Origin of the sequence: Streptomyces sp. Inha503 (genome assembly GCF_047215865.1) — a bacterium.
Taxonomy (GTDB): Bacteria; Actinomycetota; Actinomycetes; order Streptomycetales; family Streptomycetaceae; genus Streptomyces; species Streptomyces lycopersici.
Genome location: NZ_CP178360.1, coordinates 2,344,962 through 2,363,297 on the forward strand (window position 1 = coordinate 2,344,962; position 18,336 = coordinate 2,363,297).

14 protein-coding genes are annotated in these 18,336 nt (G+C 71.4%); 8 read left to right on the forward strand and 6 right to left on the reverse strand.

Annotated features, from left to right (window positions below):
• Positions 1 to 217: 217 nt before the first annotated feature.
• Entirely contained in the window at positions 218 to 1,744 is a 1,527-nt protein-coding gene (locus tag ACJX2R_RS09695; RefSeq protein WP_413099709.1) for a purine-cytosine permease family protein, read from the forward strand.
• Entirely contained in the window at positions 1,731 to 4,586 is a 2,856-nt protein-coding gene (locus ACJX2R_RS09700) for a hypothetical protein (protein ID WP_413099710.1), read from the forward strand. Before ACJX2R_RS09695 ends, ACJX2R_RS09700 begins: the two co-directional genes overlap by 14 nt.
• Here the strand turns inward: ACJX2R_RS09700 and ACJX2R_RS09705 are convergent.
• Positions 4,579 to 5,634, reverse strand: a complete 1,056-nt coding sequence (locus ACJX2R_RS09705) for an LLM class flavin-dependent oxidoreductase (protein ID WP_413105816.1) — start codon at positions 5,632 to 5,634, stop codon at positions 4,579 to 4,581. The genes ACJX2R_RS09700 and ACJX2R_RS09705 overlap by 8 nt on opposite strands.
• 412 nt (positions 5,635 to 6,046) lie before the next feature.
• Here ACJX2R_RS09705 and ACJX2R_RS09710 point away from each other — a divergent pair, with 412 nt between their 5' ends.
• The 5 genes from ACJX2R_RS09710 (at position 6,047) to narI (ending at position 14,042) form a co-directional block, all read left to right on the forward strand.
• Positions 6,047 to 7,060 (forward strand): tellurite resistance/C4-dicarboxylate transporter family protein, encoded by a 1,014-nt coding sequence (locus ACJX2R_RS09710; protein ID WP_413099711.1) that lies wholly within the window; start codon positions 6,047 to 6,049, stop codon positions 7,058 to 7,060.
• A 283-nt stretch (positions 7,061 to 7,343) separates the two neighbouring features.
• Positions 7,344 to 11,087: a nitrate reductase subunit alpha gene (locus ACJX2R_RS09715; RefSeq protein ID WP_413099712.1), complete on the forward strand. Its 3,744-nt coding sequence runs from the start codon at positions 7,344 to 7,346 to the stop codon at positions 11,085 to 11,087.
• Between the two features lies 1 nt (position 11,088).
• On the forward strand, positions 11,089 to 12,723 hold the full coding sequence (gene narH, locus ACJX2R_RS09720; RefSeq protein WP_413099713.1) for a nitrate reductase subunit beta: 1,635 nt from the start codon (positions 11,089 to 11,091) through the stop codon (positions 12,721 to 12,723).
• Between the two features lie 18 nt (positions 12,724 to 12,741).
• A complete protein-coding gene (gene narJ, locus ACJX2R_RS09725) occupies positions 12,742 to 13,353 on the forward strand; it encodes a nitrate reductase molybdenum cofactor assembly chaperone (RefSeq protein ID WP_413099714.1) in 612 nt (203 codons plus the stop codon).
• Entirely contained in the window at positions 13,350 to 14,042 is a 693-nt protein-coding gene (narI, locus tag ACJX2R_RS09730; protein WP_413099715.1) for a respiratory nitrate reductase subunit gamma, read from the forward strand. Before narJ ends, narI begins: the two co-directional genes overlap by 4 nt.
• Positions 14,043 to 14,065: 23 nt before the next feature.
• Here narI and ACJX2R_RS09735 read toward each other — a convergent pair whose 3' ends face one another.
• Positions 14,066 to 15,256, reverse strand: a complete 1,191-nt coding sequence (locus ACJX2R_RS09735; protein WP_413099716.1) for an alginate lyase family protein — start codon at positions 15,254 to 15,256, stop codon at positions 14,066 to 14,068.
• A gap of 168 nt (positions 15,257 to 15,424) precedes the next feature.
• On the opposite strand from ACJX2R_RS09735, the gene ACJX2R_RS09740 reads away from it, so the two are divergent.
• A complete protein-coding gene (locus ACJX2R_RS09740; RefSeq protein WP_413099717.1) occupies positions 15,425 to 16,027 on the forward strand; it encodes a TetR/AcrR family transcriptional regulator in 603 nt (200 codons plus the stop codon).
• An 18-nt stretch (positions 16,028 to 16,045) separates the two neighbouring features.
• Here ACJX2R_RS09740 and ACJX2R_RS09745 read toward each other — a convergent pair whose 3' ends face one another.
• The 4 genes from ACJX2R_RS09745 to ACJX2R_RS09760 form a co-directional block, all read right to left on the reverse strand.
• Positions 16,046 to 16,903: a class I SAM-dependent methyltransferase gene (locus ACJX2R_RS09745; protein ID WP_413099718.1), complete on the reverse strand. Its 858-nt coding sequence runs from the start codon at positions 16,901 to 16,903 to the stop codon at positions 16,046 to 16,048.
• 21 nt (positions 16,904 to 16,924) lie between these two features.
• Positions 16,925 to 17,269: a VOC family protein gene (locus ACJX2R_RS09750; protein WP_262698640.1), complete on the reverse strand. Its 345-nt coding sequence runs from the start codon at positions 17,267 to 17,269 to the stop codon at positions 16,925 to 16,927.
• Position 17,270: 1 nt separating this feature from the next.
• Entirely contained in the window at positions 17,271 to 17,450 is a 180-nt protein-coding gene (locus ACJX2R_RS09755) for a ribbon-helix-helix protein, CopG family (protein ID WP_413099719.1), read from the reverse strand.
• Positions 17,451 to 17,523: 73 nt separating this feature from the next.
• Positions 17,524 to 18,213, reverse strand: coding sequence for a siderophore-interacting protein (locus tag ACJX2R_RS09760; protein WP_413099720.1), 690 nt, complete (start codon positions 18,211 to 18,213; stop codon positions 17,524 to 17,526).
• Positions 18,214 to 18,336 lie beyond the last annotated feature (123 nt).

The following is an 18,336-nucleotide window of genomic DNA, read 5'->3' on the forward strand; positions in this document are numbered from 1 at the left end:
TCCACCCCGCCGCTTAGCACCCCGCCTCGCCGCCGTACACGCCTCCCATCCTCGGGCGCGATGGCGGTCACCGCGCACCGCGCCCGCCGCACATCCCACGCGGAGCCGCGTCGTCCCCGGACGCGGTCCACGCGCCCCTCGAACGCGAACCCATGATTTCCCCGAGCTCAACCATCCGCCCCTCCCCACATCGCCATACGTCGAAAGGCGCCCTTCCATGAGCACTGAGGCTCAGCAAGGTCGTAGAGGCACGACCGTCGAATCGAACGGCGTCAATCCCGTTCCCGATGCCGAGCGGCGCGGGAAGCCGCGGGGCCTGTTCGCCGTGTGGTTCGCCTGGAACATCTCGATCCTCGGCATCAGTTACGGCATCTTCGTCTTCGGCCTCGGTCTGAACGTCTGGCAGACGATCGTCGCCGGTACCGTCGGCTACCTCGTCTCGGCCACCCTCGTGGGCATCCTCGCGGTCGGCGGGCCCCGCACCGGACTGCCGACCCTCGCCCAGACGCGTTTCGCGTTCGGCATGAAGGGCAACAGGATCCCCGCGTTCTTCGCCTACCTGTCCAATATGGGATGGAAAGTAACGATCATCACCCTCGCCTCGACCACCGGTGCGAACCTGTTCGCGAAGCTGTGGCCGTCGGTGTTCGCCGACGCCGACGGGTCGAGCGCCACGTCCACGATCGTGCTGTGGTTCGTGCTCGTGCTCGCCCTGACGATGACGGTCTCCGTCCTCGGCCACGAGCTCATCATGAAGGTCGAGGTCTGGATCTCGTGGGTGACCGGCGTCATGACGGTCGCGTTCCTCGGATTCATGGTGCCCGAGATCGAGTGGGCGCGTCTCGGTGAGACCCCCGCGGGCGGACCGCTGGTGTTCATCGGCGGCATCATCATGGCGATGACCCTCGTCGGTCTCGGCTTCCTCAACTACGGCGGCGACTTCGCCCGTTACCTCCCGCGCGACACCCCGGCGCGCGGCGTGATCGGCTGGACGGTCTCCGGGCTCAGCCTGCCGGTCGTCATCCTCCTGGCCGTCGGCGCGCTCCTCGTCGGCGGGGATTCCAAGCTCGGTGCCGCCACGGCGTCCGACCCGATCGGGGCGCTCACCGCGCTCCTGCCGATGTGGTTCTTCGTCCCCTTCTCCGTCGTGATCGTCATCTCGCTCGTCTCGGCCGCCATCACCGGCATGTACAGCTCCGGCCTCGCGCTCATGGCCGTCGGCGTACCGCTGCGCCGCTCCGTGACGACCGCGATCAACGCGATCATCATCGCGGCGGGCGCCTTCTACCTGCTGTTCATCTCCACCTCCTTCCTCGCGACGTTCCAGTCGTTCCTGTCGCTCATCGCCGTGATGATGGGCACCATGGGCGGCATCCAGCTCATCGACTTCATCCGGCAGCGCCGCATGGGCTGGAACACCGACCTGGCGAACCCGCGCGGCTACGGCGGCCGCGACGGGCGCTGGACGGCGATCCTGAGTCTGATCACCGGAACCGTCGTCGGTCTCGGCCTCGTGACCAGCTCCGACCCGAACTTCGCGAAGATCACGGGATTCCTCCTCACCGAGCAGGGCCGCACCGGCGTGTTCGGGTCGAGCGGACTCGGCATCGTCATCGCCCTGGCGCTCGGCGCCGCGCTCTACGCGCTCCTCACGTTCGGGCTCCGGCTGGACCCGAAGCCCGACTACTCGCTCAGGACCGCGGGAGACGCCGCCCAAGGAGCTGACACCCGTGTCCGCACATGAGGCCGCGCTGCGCCGATTCCGGAACCCGGACCCCTGGCACGCCCCCGCCGCCTACTGGTTCTGGCACCGGCTGCCCGACGAGGACACCATCCGCGCCCAGGTGCGGCAGATGCACGACGCCGGGATCCGGAGCTTCCAGGTGCAGGCGCGGCTGTCGTACCCGATCGAGGGCTACCTGGACGACGACTACCTCGCCGCGTGCCGTACGGCCGTCGAAACGGCCGCCGAGCTCGGCATGATCGTCGGCGTCTATGACGACTACAACTGGCAGACCGGTCACGCGGCGGGCCGGGCCGTGGCCGGACACGACGAGCTGCGCGAACGGCATCTGTTCTGGGTGCGGATCCCCGCGGGCGCGAGCGAGGGTTCGCTCAGCGGGATCCGCTCGGCGACCGAGAACCTCGGCCCGGCGGCGATGGACTGGCACTACGAGGGCGGCGTCGTCGCCTGGGCCGACTGGCGGGTCGAGTACGCGCTCGTCGTGGAAGCCACAGAAACCGAAGAAGCCACGGAAGCCGAAGAAGCCGCGGAAGCTACAGAAGCCGTGGAATCTGTGGAAGCCGCGGAAAGGGAGCAGGGCACGGCCGCCGCCGAGCGGCCCGAGCTCGTCGGCCGCGTGGACGGCGCCACCGACAGCTGCCGTGTCCGACTCGTCGAGCCCGTGCCGGACGGCGCGGAGGCGATCGTGTTCGTCTCCGCCCGCTGCGCGACCTCCCGGCTTGTGAACCCCGTCGACCCGGTCGCGGTCGATCGCTTCATCGAGGCCGGTTACCAGCCCTTCGCCGGCGCCCTGGGCGACTTCTTCGGTTCCACCGTGGCCTACATGTTCTTCGACCAGCCGCACGCCGTGTTCTACGACTGGGCGGAGCGCACGGGAGACCTGCGTTCGGCGATGCCGTTCCACGAGAGCCTGGCCGTCTCGATCCGGGAGCGCTGGGGCGGGCGGACCCCCCAGGTGCTCGCCGCCGTGCTCGACGGGGAAGACCCGGAGCGGCTGGGCCTCCGCGCCCAGTTCTACGAGCACTTCAGCGGCTACGCGATGGAGACGTTCCTCGGCAGGCTGCGCACCTGGAGCCACGCCCACGGTCTGCGTCAGTCCGGCCATGAAGTCCTCGGGCACGTCGGCGGCTGGGCGCTCGACACCGCGTTCGCGAACTGGGACCTGCGGGTGAACTTCGGGCTCGACCACTTCGGCGTGGACGGCTACCGCGACCTGACCGCGGTGGACGCGCAGGACGCCCTGGTGCAGCTCAGCCCCGTGTTCGGCGACTCGGTCGCCCGCCATCACGGCCGCGGCGGGACGATGGTGGAGCAGTACTTCGTCACCCCGCCCGAAGGCGGGACCCCGTGGTCCGGCCACTGGGGGCTCACCTTGCAGGAGTTGCGCACAACGGCGATCAACCACCATCTCCAGGGCATGCGCCAGATGATCTTCCACGGCTTCTACCAGACCCACGGCCATGGAGACGATCACGAGTCACTGCGGAACCCGCGCTTCGACTTCCCCCCGGGCATCAACTTCGAGCCGTGGTTCGCCGAACATCACCCGCGGTTCGCGCTCGAGAGCGCGCGGCTGAGCGAATTCCTCGAACCGGTGTCACCACAGAGCGATGTGGCGATCCTGTACCCGTTGCGTACGGTGTGGACCGCGGGTCAGCTCGGCGAGCAGGCGTCGGCGCTGGGCGGGTGGGCCCGCGCGCTCACCGAATCCCGGGTGGGCTTCCACCTCGTGGACGAACGCGATCTCGACGCCGCCACGGTGGCGGAAGGCGCGGTGTGGATCGGGGACCGCCGGTACCGGGCGCTCGTGCTCCCCGCCGTGACCACGTTGCGCTCGGCGGCGTCGCTGCGCCAACTTCGCCGTCTGGCCGAATCGGGCGTACGGGTGCTCGCCGGTGGCGCGACGCCCACCGTCTACCAGGAGGGCCCACAGACCGCCGCCGAGGACTGGGCGGACCTCGCCCCCGCCGTGGAGACGTTCCCCGCGGTCCCCGACGAGGCGGTCCTGCGCGGGCTCGCCGCACGGCGTGGACGGACTGAGCCGACACTGCGCGTGCCCGCGGGCTCGCCGGTGCGCTGGCGCGGCGGCCCGGACACGGCCGACGGCTTCCGCTTCGCGTGCTTCACCGAGAGCGAAGGGACGGTGGAGCTCCTGCTGCCCGACGGGCCCTGGCACATCGAGGAATGGGACGCCGCCGACGGCACCGTGCGCACCCTCGAAGCGGTCGGGAACCCGGTCGCGCTGCGGCTGGAGCAGAACGCGCTGCGCCTGTTGTGTGTGCGCGGGGACGCGGAGCCCGCTTCCGGCCGGGCGGACGCCACGGAGGATTCCGGGGCCGCGGCCGGTCACGGCACACCGGAGTGGTCGGCGCCGGAGGCGCTGGAATCGGGCTGGCTGCTGGAGGTCGCCGAGGACTCGTACGAGGAGGCGGGCACCCGCCGCGACATCGCGGTGACATGCGGCTGGGAGCGCCAGGGCCTTCCGGCGTTCGCGGGCACCGCCGACTATGTGCGGCGGATCGAGCTCGACACACCGGTCCCCCTGGAGCTGACGCTCCCGGCCGTCGCCGGGGCCGTGGCCGTGGCCGTGAACGGCACGCGGGTGGCGGAGCGCGCCTGGGCGCCGTACCGCGTCACGATCCCCGCCGACGCCCTGCGGCCCGGGGGGAACGAACTCCGCGTCCGGGTCGCGCCGTCGGCGGCCAACCGCTACTACGCCGGGACCGGGCTCCGCGCCGGGCCCGAGCCTTGCGGGCTGCTCGCGCCGCCACTGCTGCGCCACGCGCGCGAGACTCCGGGCCCCGGTGTGTCCCCGGACGGTTTCGGCTCCGGCCTCAGGTGAGGAGTTCCGCGAGCTGGGCCATCTCGGTGGGCGGGTCGATCACCGGCTGGATGAGGAGCTCGTCGATACCGGCCTGTTCCAGGGCGGTGATGCGGGTGAGGAGGTCGTCGCGGGTGCCGACCAGGGCCAGGGTGTTCATCAATGAGGGCAGGATCAGGTCGCGGTCGCGCGGTGCGATGCGTCCGAGGTAGTTGGGGTAGAGCTTGGTGTGCCGGTCCGGTGCGGTGGAGGTGGTGCCGCGCCGGTCGAGGAGCCGCCGCACCGCCTCGCCTTCCTCGGGGCCGAGTCGCCCGGCGAAGGCGGGTGTGTCGGCGGCGAAGACCAGCAGCGACATGACGAGGTGGCCCGTGGCGTCCCGGGCCGGGTCGCCGTGGGGGTCCTCGTCCTCGTCGAGGAGGTGGAGCGAGGTGACCACGTAGGAGTCCGGGTGGGAGTCGGGGTCATGGGGTGTGGCCCGGGCGGCGTGGCGGCGGGCGTCGTGCAGCGCGCGCCAGCCGGCGGGGTCCAGCAGGCCGAAGGAGATGAGGCCGGTGCCGCGGCGGCCGGCGACGGCGGCGGCTTTCGGTCCGCGCAGCGCGGCCACGACGAACTCGATCGGGTCGGCGGTGTTCACATGCGCCCCGGTGTGCAGGAACCGGATGTCGCCGACCCGGTCACCCTCGCGGTACTCCGTCGAACGTCCGGCGCACAGGTCCTGTAGTGCGGCGGTGAACTCCTCCAGCCTGGCCGCCGTGGTCGGCCGCATGCCCAGGGTGCGCCGGGCGGTGTTCCCGGTGCCGACCCCGCAGATGATCCGGCCCGGTGCCAGGGCGTTGAGGCCGGCCAGCCCGCTCGCGGCGGCCGGGGCCGAGCGCAGCGCCGGTGAGGTCACGCCGATGCCGAGCCTGATGCGGCTGGTGGCCTTCGCACACAGGCTCAAGGCGACGAAGGGGTCGCCGTGGACCATCGGGGTGTCGTAGACCCAGAAGCTGTGCAAGCCCAACTCCTCGGCCCGCACCGCGAGGTCTTCCACACCGGGATGCGCCGCGACGATGACGCCCGTACGCATCAAGACCTCCAGGGTGTGCGGTTGGAATCGGTCGTGCTCAGCATGGCAGCTCCCGGCGCGGGGCCGTGTCCGGTCAAGACCCTGCCGGCTCGACGACCTGACCCGCGCACTGATCGGGTCCAAGAAGGAGTCGCCCCCGCCCGGCTGATCGCCGTCCGGGGCCGGGGACAGGTGCTCGGGGTGCGTCTTCACGCCACGGTGGCCCCTTTCCCACGGTCGGCCCGGGGTGGCCCGGGGCCCCTCGGCTATCGGAACGGTCTGCGCTGGTTCAAGCGCGTACCAAGCAGGACCCGCGAGTTTCTCGGGGAACCGGTGGCCGGTGGACTCCTTGCCGCGCGCAGCCCCTTCCCACCACCGCATCCGGACTCCACCGGGGTGGCAGCCTGCTGACGTGCTGCGAACGATGAATCAGGTGACGGCGCGTAACCTGCCGCCCAGTGCCTTCGCCCCCGTGATGGCGACCGGAATCGTGTCCCAGGGACTGGCGGCGGTGGGCGCCCCCAGGCTGTCGGGCGCTCTGCTGGCCGTGGCCGTGGTGCTCTACGGCGGGCTGCTGGCGGGGCTGGTGTGGCGGGTGGCGCGATATCCGCGCGAGGTGGCCGCCGACCTGCGGGATCCCGCACGGCTCTTCGGCTTCTTCACCTTCGTCGCCGGCTCCGATGTGCTCGCCGTCCGGCTGGCCCCGGGGCCCGCGCGGGCGGCCGCGGCGGCCCTGCCGTTGCTGGCCATACCCGTTGCCGTCCTCCTGCTGGGGTGTGTGGCGTTCATGGCGCACCGGCTCGGCGCGGGCGGGATGGTCAGGCGCGCGGACGGGATCTGGTTCCTGTGCGTGGTGGGGATCCAGTCCGCCGTCCTGGCGGTGGCCGCGCTGGCCCCCGGCCGCGCCCGGCCGGCCGAAGCGCTCGGCTGGGCGGCCGGGGTGCTGCTGTACGCGGCGGTGGCCACGGTGGTCGCGTGCCGGCTGGCGCGGTTCGGGGTACGGCCCCGGGAGCTGTCACCGCCGTACTGGATCACGATGGGGGCCTGCGCGATCAGCCTGCTCGCCGGTGCCCGGCTGGTGCACCAGGGGCTCGGCACCCCCCATCTCCGGGCGGTGGTCCACGTCGCCCTGATCGCCCTGTGGGGCTGGGCCACCTGCCTGCTGCCACCGCTGCTGGCCGCCGGGGTCTGGCGGCATCTGCTGCACCGGGTGCCCCTGAGGTACGAGCCGACCTGGTGGACCATCGTCTTCCCCACGGGCATGTACGCCGTGTCCACCAGCGCACTCGGCGAGGCCGAGGGGATCCACCGCCTGGTGCTCCTCGGGCATCTCGCGGTCTGGGTGGCGCTGGGTGTGTGGTCGCTGGTCGCGGCCGGGTTGGTGCGGGCGCGCTGCCATGGGACGACGGCAGCGAATTCAAGCCAGAAACCGGGTCAAGAGAGATGAAAATCCGGCCGACGGACGCTCCTCGCCGAACCGGTGAACTCTCCCCGGTTGCCTACCAGGCAATGATGACGCTTTGTCAAGTTCCGTTCATCGTGCCGCCCCCGTAGGCACACGAGTCCGCCACAGGAAAGGCAAACCCCGAGGAAAAACCAATTCAGGTGATGCTAAACGACTCAAAAGGGTCATACGACACGGCTGATGCGCGAGTGATGCTGTCGCGCGAAACGCAATCAGGGCCCCGGCCGACCGTTCGGCGCGGAGCCACAGCCGAAGGAGCTGGACCGTGGTGCGCCGCACAGCACGAGAGAAGGCCGGAACCGCCGCCTCGGCGGTGACGGAGAGACTGCTCGCGGCCGGGACCGCGCTCCGCCGCCTCCCGACCACCCCCGACCTGAGGGCCGTCTACCGGACCGACCAGGGTGTGGAGGACTCCCCTTACCGCGAACGCTGGGCGCACGACCGGGTGGTGCGCTCCACCCACGGCGTCAACTGCACCGGATCCTGCTCCTGGAAGGTCTATGTCAAGGACGGGCTGATCACCTGGGAGACCCAGCAGACCGACTACCCCTCGGTCGGCCCGGACCGCCCCGAGTACGAACCGCGGGGCTGCCCGCGCGGCGCCTCCTTCTCCTGGTACACCTACTCCCCCACCCGGGTGCGCCACCCCCTCGCCCGCGGTGTGCTGGTCGAGCTCTACCGGGAGGCCCGGGACCGGCTCGGCGACCCGGTGGCCGCCTGGGCCGAGATCACCGGCGACCCGGTCAAGCGACGCCGCTACCAGTCGGCCCGCGGCAAGGGCGGGCTGGTGCGGATCGGCTGGGAGGAGGCCCTGGAGATCGCGGCCGCCGCCCATGTCCACACCCTGCGCGCCCACGGCCCGGACCGGATCGCCGGCTTCTCCCCGATCCCCGCCATGTCGATGGCCTCCCACGCCGTGGGCGCCCGTTTCATGGCGCTGATCGGCGCGCCCATGATCTCGTTCTACGACTGGTACGCGGATCTGCCGATCGCCTCCCCGCAGGTATTCGGCGACCAGACCGACGTCCCCGAGTCGGGCGACTGGTGGGACGCGGCGTATCTGATGCTGTGGGGCTCGAATGTGCCGGTCACCCGCACCCCCGACGCCCACTGGATGGCCGAGGCCCGCTACCGGGGCCAGAAGGTGGTCGTAGTGTCCCCGGACTACGCGGACGCCACCAAGTTCGCCGACGAATGGCTGCACCCCCACCCCGGCACCGACGGGGCGGTCGCCATGGCGATGGGCCACGTCATCCTCAAGGAGTGCTTCGTCGAGCGCCAGGTCCCCTACTTCACCGACTACGTCCGGCGCTTCACCGATCTGCCCTTCCTGGTCGAACTGACGGAACGGAACGGGCGCCACACCCCCGGTGCCTTCCTCACCGCCGCCGCCCTGGCGGACACCGAACCGCGCCTGGGCGCCCACGCCGACGAGGCGGCCCGGCGCTGGATGCCGGTGCTCGTGGACGCGGAGACCGACCGGCCCGTGGTCCCCCACGGCACCCTGGGCGACCGCTGGAGCAAGGGCGGCGAGGGCCGCTGGAACCTCGACCTGGAGGGCATCACCCCCCGGCTCACCCTCCACCGCACCCCCGGTGCCCAGACCGCCGAAGTGGAACTGCCCCGCTTCGACGAACCCGGCGCCACCGTCCGGCGCGCCGTCCCCGTACGACGCCTCGGCGGACGGCTGGTCACCACCGTCTTCGATCTGCTCCTGGCCCAGTACGCGGTGGGCCGCCCCGGCCTCACCGGGCAGTGGCCCACCGGCTATGACGACGCCTCGGCACCCGCCACTCCGGCCTGGCAGGAGGCCATCACCTCGGTCCCGGCCGCGGCCGTGATCCGCGCGGCGCGCGAGTTCGCGGGCACGGCGGAGAAGACCCGCGGCCGCTGCATGATCGTGATGGGCGCGGGCACCAACCACTGGTTCCACTCCGACACCATCTACCGCTCCTTCCTCACCCTGTTGCTGCTCACCGGCTGCCAGGGCGTCAACGGCGGCGGCTGGGCCCACTACGTCGGCCAGGAGAAGGTGCGCCCGTACACCGGCTGGCAGCAGCTGGCCACCGCCGCCGACTGGACACGGCCGTCCCGGCAGATGGCCGGCACCCCGTACTGGTACCTCCACACCGACCAATGGCGCTACGAGCGGTACGGCGCTGACGCGCTCGCCTCGCCCACCGGCCAGGGGCTGTTCACCGGCCGTCACACCGCCGATCTGGTCGCCCAGTCGATGCGGCTGGGCTGGATGCCCTCCTACCCCACCTTCTCCGCCAACTCCCTGGAGCTCGGCCGCCTGGCGCGGCAGAGCGGACGGCCGGCGCGGGAGTGGGTCGCCGAACAACTCGCCGCGGGTGAGCTGGAGTTCGCCTGCGAGAATCCCGACGCGCCCGAGAACTGGCCGCGCGTGCTCACCGTGTGGCGGGCCAACCTCATCGGCTCCTCCGCCAAGGGCAACGAGTACTTCCTGCGCCATCTGCTGGGCGCCCAGGACAACACCACCGCCGAGGAGACCCCACCGGACCGCCGGCCGGCGGACCTCACCTGGCAGGACCAGGCGCCCCGCGGCAAGCTCGACCTGCTGCTCGCGCTGGACTTCCGGATGACCTCCACCACCCTCTTCGCCGACCTCGTGCTCCCCGCCGCGACCTGGTACGAGAAACACGACCTGTCCAGCACCGACATGCACCCCTACGTCCATGCCTTCACCCCGGCCATCAGCCCGCCCTGGCAGGCCCGCACCGACTTCGACATCTTCCACGGCCTCGCCCGCAAGCTCAGCGAACTCGCCGCCGGACGGCTGGACACCGCCCACGACCTGGTCGCCACCGCCCTCATGCACGACACCCCGGACGAGACCGCCCAGCCCGGCGGGACCGTACCGGACTGGCGCGACGGCCACACCCCCGCCGTACCGGGCGTGAACCTGCCGAACGTCACCCTCGTGACCCGCGACTACACCGCCGTCGCCGACCGCCTCGCCTCCTTCGGCCCGCTGGCCCAGCAGTCGGGCATGCAGGTCAAGGGCATCACGGTGATCCCGGACCAGGAAGTCGCCTGGCTGGCCGACCGCTGCTCCACCGCCACCCGCGGCGCCGCGGCCGGCCGGCCCCTCCTCGACACCGACGCCAAGATGTGCGAGGCCATCCTCGCGCTGTCCGGCACTACCAACGGGCGCCTCGCCGCCGAGGGATTCGCCCGGCTCGCCGAGCACTGCGGCCCCGGCTCCGGCCTCACCGAACTGGGCGCCTCGGTGGCCGAACGCCGCGTGGTGTTCTCCGACACCCAGGCCCGCCCCGTCCAGGTCGGCGCCAGCTTCGAATGGTCCGGCAAGGAGGCCCCCGACCGCCGCTACGCGCCGTTCACCATCAACACCGAACACCGCAAGCCCTGGCACACCCTCACCGGCCGCCAGCACTTCTACCTCGACCACTCCTGGATGGCCGAGCTCGGCGAACAACTCCCCGTCTACCGGCCGCCGTTGGACCTCGCCGCCCTCGGCGAGGCCCCGCCCGGGGCGGACGGCGACACCGGGCGCGGCGACACCGGACGCTCGGTCACCGTCCGCTATCTCACCCCGCACTCCAAGTGGTCCATCCACTCCGAGTACCAGGAAAACCTCATCATGCAGACCCTGGCCCGCGGCGGTCCGGTCATCTGGCTCAGCGTCCCCGACGCCGAGGCCATCGGGGTCTCGGACAACGACTGGATCGAGGCCGTCAACGCCAACGGCGTCGTGGTCGCCCGTGCCGTGGTCTCCCACCGCATGCCCACCGGCACCGTGTTCATGTACCACGTGCAGGAACGGCTGGTGAACGTGCCCAAGTCCGAGGCCACCGGCCGCCGCGGCGGAGTGCACAACGCCCTCACCAAGCTCCTCATCAAACCCACCCACCTCATCGGCGGCTACGCCCAGCTCAGCTTCGCCCCCAACTACTACGGACCCACCGGCAACCAGCGGGACGCGGTCACCGTCATCCGGCGCCGCTCCCAGAACGTGGAGTACTGACATGCCGCGCCACCGGCCGCGCAGCCCCCGGGTGATGGCCCAGGTCGCCATGGTCATGAACCTCGACAAGTGCATCGGCTGCCACACCTGCTCGGTCACCTGCAAACAGACCTGGACCAACCGCTCCGGCACCGAATACGTCTGGTTCAACAACGTCGAGACCCGCCCCGGCCAGGGCTATCCCCGCGGCTACGAGGACCAGGACACCTGGCGGGGCGGCTGGCACCTCAAGGGCGGCAAGCTGGTGCCCCGCACCGGCGGCCGCGCCCGCCGCCTCGCCCGGCTGTTCGCCAACCCCGAACTGCCCCGGCTGGACGACTACTACCAGCCCTGGACGTACGACTACGACACCCTCACCACCGCCCCGCTCGGCGACGACGTGCCCACCGCCCCGCCCCGCTCCCTGATCGACGGCCGCCCCACCGCCGTCACCTGGGGCCCCAACTGGGACGACGACCTCGGCGGCGGCCCCGAGCACCTGGCGGGCGACCCGGTCCTCGCGAAGATGAGCGAGCGGGTCCGGCTGGAGTACGAGCAGGCCTTCATGTTCTACCTGCCGCGCATCTGCGAGCACTGCCTCAACCCCTCCTGCGTCGCCGTCTGCCCCTCCGGCGCGATGTACAAGCGGATCGAGGACGGCATCGTCCTGGTCGACCAGGACCGCTGCCGCGGCTGGCGCATGTGCGTCAGCGGCTGCCCCTACAAGAAGGTCTACTTCAACCACCGCAGCGGCAAGGCCGAGAAGTGCACCCTGTGCTATCCGCGCATCGAGGCCGGGGAGCCCACCGTGTGCTCGGAGACCTGTGTGGGACGGCTGCGCTACCTCGGCGTCCTGCTCTACGACCCCGACAAGGTCGGCGAGGCCGCCGCCACCCCCGACGAGAGGGACCTCTACGAGGCCCAGCTCGGCTGCTTCCTCGACCCCGAGGACCCCGGCGTCGCCCGCGCCGCCGCCGACTCCGGCATTCCGCACGACTGGATCGAGGCCGCCCGGCGCTCCCCGGTGCACGCACTCATCAGCCGGTACCGGGTCGCCCTGCCGCTGCACCCGGAATACCGCACCATGCCGATGGTCTGGTACGTCCCCCCGCTGTCCCCGGTCGTCGACGCGCTCACCGCCACCGGCCACGACGGCGAGGACCCCGTCAACCTCTTCGGTGCCATCGACAGCCTCCGCATCCCGCTGGGCTATCTCGCCGAACTCTTCACCGCGGGCGACCCCGGACCGGTCGAGGCCGCCCTGTGCCGGCTGGCCGCGATGCGCAGCCATATGCGCCGGATCAACCTCGGCGAGGAACGCGACCCCGCCATCGCGGCGGCCGTCGGCCTGGACCAGGACGGCATCGAGGCGATGTACCGGCTGCTCGCCCTCGCCAAGTACGAGGAGCGGTACGTCATCCCCACCAGCTACACCGCCCACTCCGGCGGCGACGCCCCCACCGACACATGCAGCCTCGACGGCGACGGGCTGCCCGGCATGATGCCGTACGACGCCGCCGACGCCTTCCACGCGCCCCCGGCACCCGAACCCACCGGCACCGGATCCGGTCCGGCCGGCCGGCTCAACCTGCTGGGCTGGAACGGCCGCGGCCGCCCCGCCGGGCTGTTCCCCGAGCGCGACGGGGACACCCGGTGAACCCGGCCGTCCCCGCCGGTGCGCCAGGCCGCCGCCCTCCTCCTCGGCTACCCCGGGCCGGACTGGCCCGCCCGCCACGCCCTGGTACGGGACTGCCTGACCGAACTCACCACCCCCGCCGCCACGCCGCTGCTGCGGTTCTGCGCCGCCGTCGACGGCGTCCCGGTGCTCGACCTGGCCGCTGCTTACGTGCGGACCTTCGACCGCAGCCGCCGCCGCACCCTGCACCTCACCTACTACACCGACGGCGACACCCGCCGCCGCGGCGGCACCCTCGCCGGCCTCAAGGCCCGCTACCGCGACCATGGATGGGCGCCCCCCGAGGACGAACTCCCCGACCACCTGCCGCTGATGCTGGAGTTCGCGGCCCGCTGCCCGGCCCCGGGCACCGCGCTGCTGCGCGACCACCGCGCCGCCCTGGAACTGCTGCGGATGGCCCTCACCGACCACGGCAGTCCGTACGCCGACATCCTGTGCGCCGTCTGCGACACCCTGCCCGGGCCCTCGCCCGCCGACCGCGCCGCGGCCCTCGCGCTCGCCCGCGGCGGACCGCCCACCGAAAGCGTGGGTCTGGCCCCCTTCGCCGCGACCGCCCCCGCCACCCCCCTCGCGAGAGGAACCGGCCAGTGAACCACCTGCACATCGCCCTGTGGGGCGTCCTCCCCTACCTCGTCCTGACCCTCTTCACCGCGGGCGCCGCCTGGCGCTACCACTACGACCGGTTCGGCTTCACCACCCGCTCAAGCCAGCTCCACGAACACCGACTGCTCGCCATCGGCGGGCCGCTCTTCCACTACGGACTGCTCTTCGTGATCGCGGGCCATGTGGTGGGCCTGCTCATCCCCGAAACGCTCACCGAACGGCTGCGCGTCAGCGAATCGCTGTACCACGCCAACGCCCTGCTCGTCGGCGGCACCGCCGGACTGGCCACCGTCACCGGTCTCGGCATCCTGCTGTACCGGCGGCTGCGCGTGCCCGCCGTACGCGCCGCCACCAGCCGCGGTGACCGCGCCGTGTACCCGCTGCTCGCCACGGTCCTGCTCGCCGGGCTCACCGCCACCGCCACCGGTGCCGGCCACCACTCCTACGACTATCGGCGGGGCGTCTCGATCTGGTTCCGCAGCCTGTTCACCCTCGACCCCGACGTGCCCGCCATGGTCCACGCGCCTCTGGTCTACCGGATCCACGCCCTGCTGGCGATGGTCCTGTTCGCCCTCTGGCCCTTCAGCCGCCTCGTCCACGCCTTCACCGCCCCCGTCGGCTACCTCACCAGGCCCTACGTCGTCTACCGCTCCCGCACCCCGGCCCCCCGGCGGTAGCGGGGGGCCGGGGCGTCGCCCGGTCAGGACGGGTTGTTCGCGTGGGTGAGGGTCGTCCAGGCGTTGAAGTAGTTGTCCGTGCCGGACGGGCGGTGGGCCTCGGTGTACTTCTGGGTGTTGGACATGCCGATGCCGAGGCGGTTGTGGAGGGCGTTGAAGCCGACCTCGGTGACCTGATCCAGGCCCTTCTTGACGGAGCCACCGCACAGCCAGGACGGCACGGCGGCGCCGTTCTCGTAGGCGGTGTGGAAGCCCAGTGCGTAGCGCAGCCGGTCCTGGACCTTCGGGTAGAGGTCCTGGCCCTGGATGCGGCTGGTCTCCGCGATGTCCGCGATGGAGGCGATGCCCCAGCCGGTGTGCCCGAAGTCGCGGCAGGTCTCCTGGGCGAGGCCGTCGGCGAAGGTGCTCTGGCCCTGCCAGTACTTGACGATCTCGGCCTCGGTGTCGATGCCGCTGTCCGCGGGCGGCTTGGGCAGGTCGCCGTCGCTGGTCAGGTAGACATACGCCGGGACGCGGTCGAGGTAGGTGCTGACCGCCTTGTCGTAGGCGGAGCGGTCGTCGAGGAAGACCGCGATGCCGATGGCCGCCTCGGTCATCACCAGTTCCCAGTTGCCGTTCTTGGTGGCGGCGCCGTTGATCACCTCGGGGAGGTACACGTCCCGCAGCATGGTGGCGAAGCGTCCGGCGCCCGGCCAGCCGCCGTCGTAGGTGTACTTGATGATCTCGGCGGCGCGCGGCCAGGTGGCGCCGGACCAGCCGGACTGGAGCGGGGCGTTGCTGTTGGTGTGGTCGGTGATCGTGGCGGACCAGGCGTCCATGATCTCGATCGACTTCTTGGCGTATCTGCTGTCCCGGGTGAAGTACCAGGCGAGCGCGTCGGTGTACGCCGCGATGGCGTCCTGGCGCTCCTCGGTGCACCCGTGGTTGGGGTTGGACGACGAGCCGCACTCCACGACGGCGCGCGGTTGGGGATTACGCGACAGCGAGGCGTAGGAGCTGCCCAACATGTCGTCGTAGGCGGCCTTCCAGGGCTGCTGGCCCGCCTGCACCTTCGAGCGGGCGTAGTCGAGCTGGGCCCGGCTCACCAGCACCCCGGGGTGGGTGAAGGCGGCCGGCGCGGCCGTGGCCCGCGGGGCCGGTCCGCCGAGCTGAAGGCTCAGCAGACCGGCCAGCAGGGCGAGAACACTGAGTAACGCGGTTCTGGTTCGTGCCATCCGATGACCTCTTCTGTTCATGGATGAGAACACAGTTCCCACATACGGACAGGATGGCCTGGACCATAAGGACAGCTCGCGAACATGTCAATGCGAACTCATCACCTCAGCGACGCCGACCCCATATACTTGCCGGTCAGCACGCAAGTTACTTGTTAAGGTATCCGCATGGTCACCACTCGCCGCACCCAGCAGGAGCGCCGCGCCCAGGCCGAAGCCGCGTTGCTCAACGCCGCCGCCGAACTGGTCGTGGAGCACGGTGTGCGGTCGCTGACGCTGGCACGGGTCGGCGAACAGGCGGGGTACAGCCGTGGGATCGTCACCCACCACTTCGGATCCAAGCAGACCCTGATCGAGCGGCTGGCCCGCACGACGCAAACCGGTTTCGTCCCCGGGCTCGCGGACCTCCCGCCCGGCCTCGACCGGTTCCTGCGCCTCGTCGACGGCTACATCGGCGCCTCCGGGGGTGCCGGAACGATGAACCGGGCCTTCCTGCTGCTGTGGGCCGAGGCGGCCACCGCGTCCGAACTGGCCCCGATCTTCCGCGAGCGCGACGAGGCGTTCCGCTCCGATCTGCGCACCGACGTCGCCGCCGGGATCGCCGATGGCGACGTACGCCCGGACATCGACCCCGACGACGTCGCCATCGCCGTCCTCGGACAGCTGCGCGGGATCGGACTGCAATGCCTCCTCGACCCCCACACCGTCGACACCGAACGGCTGCGCCACACCGTCACCGGCTACTGGCACCAGGCGTTGCGTGTCCCCTGACGGGCACGAGTCCACGAGTCACGTGGTGGCCAGCAGCAGATCTTCTCCGCTCGATGGGCGCAGGCCGTCGGTGCGATCGGCGAAGTAGCGCTCGGCGAGCGAGGCTCCCGGCACATGTCGGACGTCCTTGAATCCCGCTTCGCGGGCCAGTTCCAGCATCTCGGGCGGTGTGTAGAAGCTGATGAACGGCGTTCCGGCCGCTTGCGCGCCCTCCTTGCTCGCGCGGAGGCCGGGGCGGTCGGCGGCGTCGAGGAGTTCGGCCGGCAGCAGGAAGGTCATGGCGAGCGTCGAGCCGGGCGCGAGCCCGGCGATCTGGCGCAGGGTGGCCGCGGTGGCCTCTTCGGTGAGGTACATGGTGACGCCGGTGGAGACGATGACCGCGGGCCTGTCTACCTCGAAACCGGCCGCGGCCAGCCGCTTCAGCCAGTCTTCGCTCGCCTCGAAGTCGACCGGCACCAGGCGCAGCCAGTCGGGGACGCCATAGCCGAGTTCGTCCAGGCGATGGCGTTTCCACGCCTGCGGGCCGGGCTGGTCGACCTCGAAGACCCGTAGGCGGGAGGCGGTCTCCGGCCTGCGCTGGGCGAAGGTGTCCAGGCCGGCCCCCAGGATGACGTACTGGGTGACGCCGTGGTCGGCCCGCTCGGCGATCAGGTCCTCGATGAAACGGGCACGGGCCACCATGGCCGCCCGGAACCCCCTGGTGGCGTCCGGGTCCATGTCGGGGCGGCGGCGCCAGTCGGCGTCGGGGGCCGCCAGCCGCAGGCCGATCTCGTCCTCGAACACATGCGGCGGTGGGTCGACCTGGACATGCATCGCCCGCCAGAGGGCGGTCCGTACCGCGGTACCGTCCGGCGCCCCGGTCTGCTCGTCCACCATGGTGTTCCCCTTTCGTCGCGGTCAGTCCTCGCCGGGGGCCTGGAGGTTCCACAGGCGTCCGTCGGGGTCGCGGACGGTCATCTCCCTGGTCCCGTAATGGGTGTCCTCGAACGGCGTGACCACCTCGACGGCGGGGTCGGGACGGAACGCGTCCGCGTCCGCCACCTTCAGCACGATCCGCGTCTGCGGCTCCCGGTCCTCGGGGACCTCGGAGATGAAGACGTACGGCCCGTCACCGTTGCGGAGCCGGCCCGAGTTGTGGTCGGTGGCGAACTCCAGCTCGTACCCCAGCGCCTGGAAGAACCTCGCCGACTTGCCCCAGTTGTGGGTCGTCAGAAAGACGGCCTCGATTCCTTCGGTCGCCATGTCAGCCCTCCTTCTCGGTCGGTCGCTGTTCGCGCTCATGGGCGTCGTCGAGGTAGGCGCGCAGCGCTTCGGCGACCAGCGCCGACAGCGACCTGCCCGACTCGATGGAGTGGTACTTGACCTGCTTGATCAGCTCGATCGGCAGGTACACGTTGAACTGCTTGACTTCCCTGTCACCCACGAGTGCGATGCTAGCATCCTAGCAAGCTAGAAGACGATGGGCGCGGTCACGGCGAACCGTCCAGGACCGGCCCCTACTCCAGCCCCCGCTTCCCCGGCGCCCAGAACGGCTTGGTGAGCACCGCGCGCCGGTCCCAGCCCACCTCCCGGACGAGCACCTGCCGCACCCGCTGCACGGCCCTGGCCTCCCCCGCGACATAGGCGATCCCGCCCGGCTCGGGGGCGAGGCCTCGCACCGCCTCCGGGAGTGAAGTGCCGCCCCTGATAAGCCAGTTGAGGCAGTCCGAGTGGGCCAGCGGCAGCCGGTCCGCGGCCGTCTCCGTCTCCACGCAGCCGGAGACGCGCGCCCCGGGCTCCAGCGCGGCCAGCATCGCGCCGAAGGCGACGGACGCCGTCTCCTCCCCGACGAAGACGTGGTGGGCGGCCCCGGGCCGGAGCGTGAAGGACCCCTCGGGTTTGCCCAGCCGCACCCGCGCACCGACCTCGACGCTCCCGCCCCAGCGCGCCCCCGGCCCCGCTCCGGCGTGGTCCAGCACGCACAACTCGACGGCGCCGGACGGGTCATAGGCCCACACGGAGTACGTACGACGGGTCAGCCCGGAGCCGACCAGGACGCGCACCTGCTGCCCGGGACGGACGTCGAGCCCGGCGAGGGCGTCGCCCTCGATGCGCAGCCGGCGCATCCGGGCGGCGATCGGTTCGGCCTCGGTGACGGTGCCGCGGAGCGTCAGCAGGTCCAGGACCGGATCCAGCAGCGTGGGCATGGGAGTGCTCCTCGGGAACTCGGGGGCGCGCGGGGGGAGTTGGGCGGCCACGACCGACCAGAACGCGATAGTACGCGTTCTTGATAGAATGCGATAGTGCGCGACTTGGCGGTGCCGCGGTCC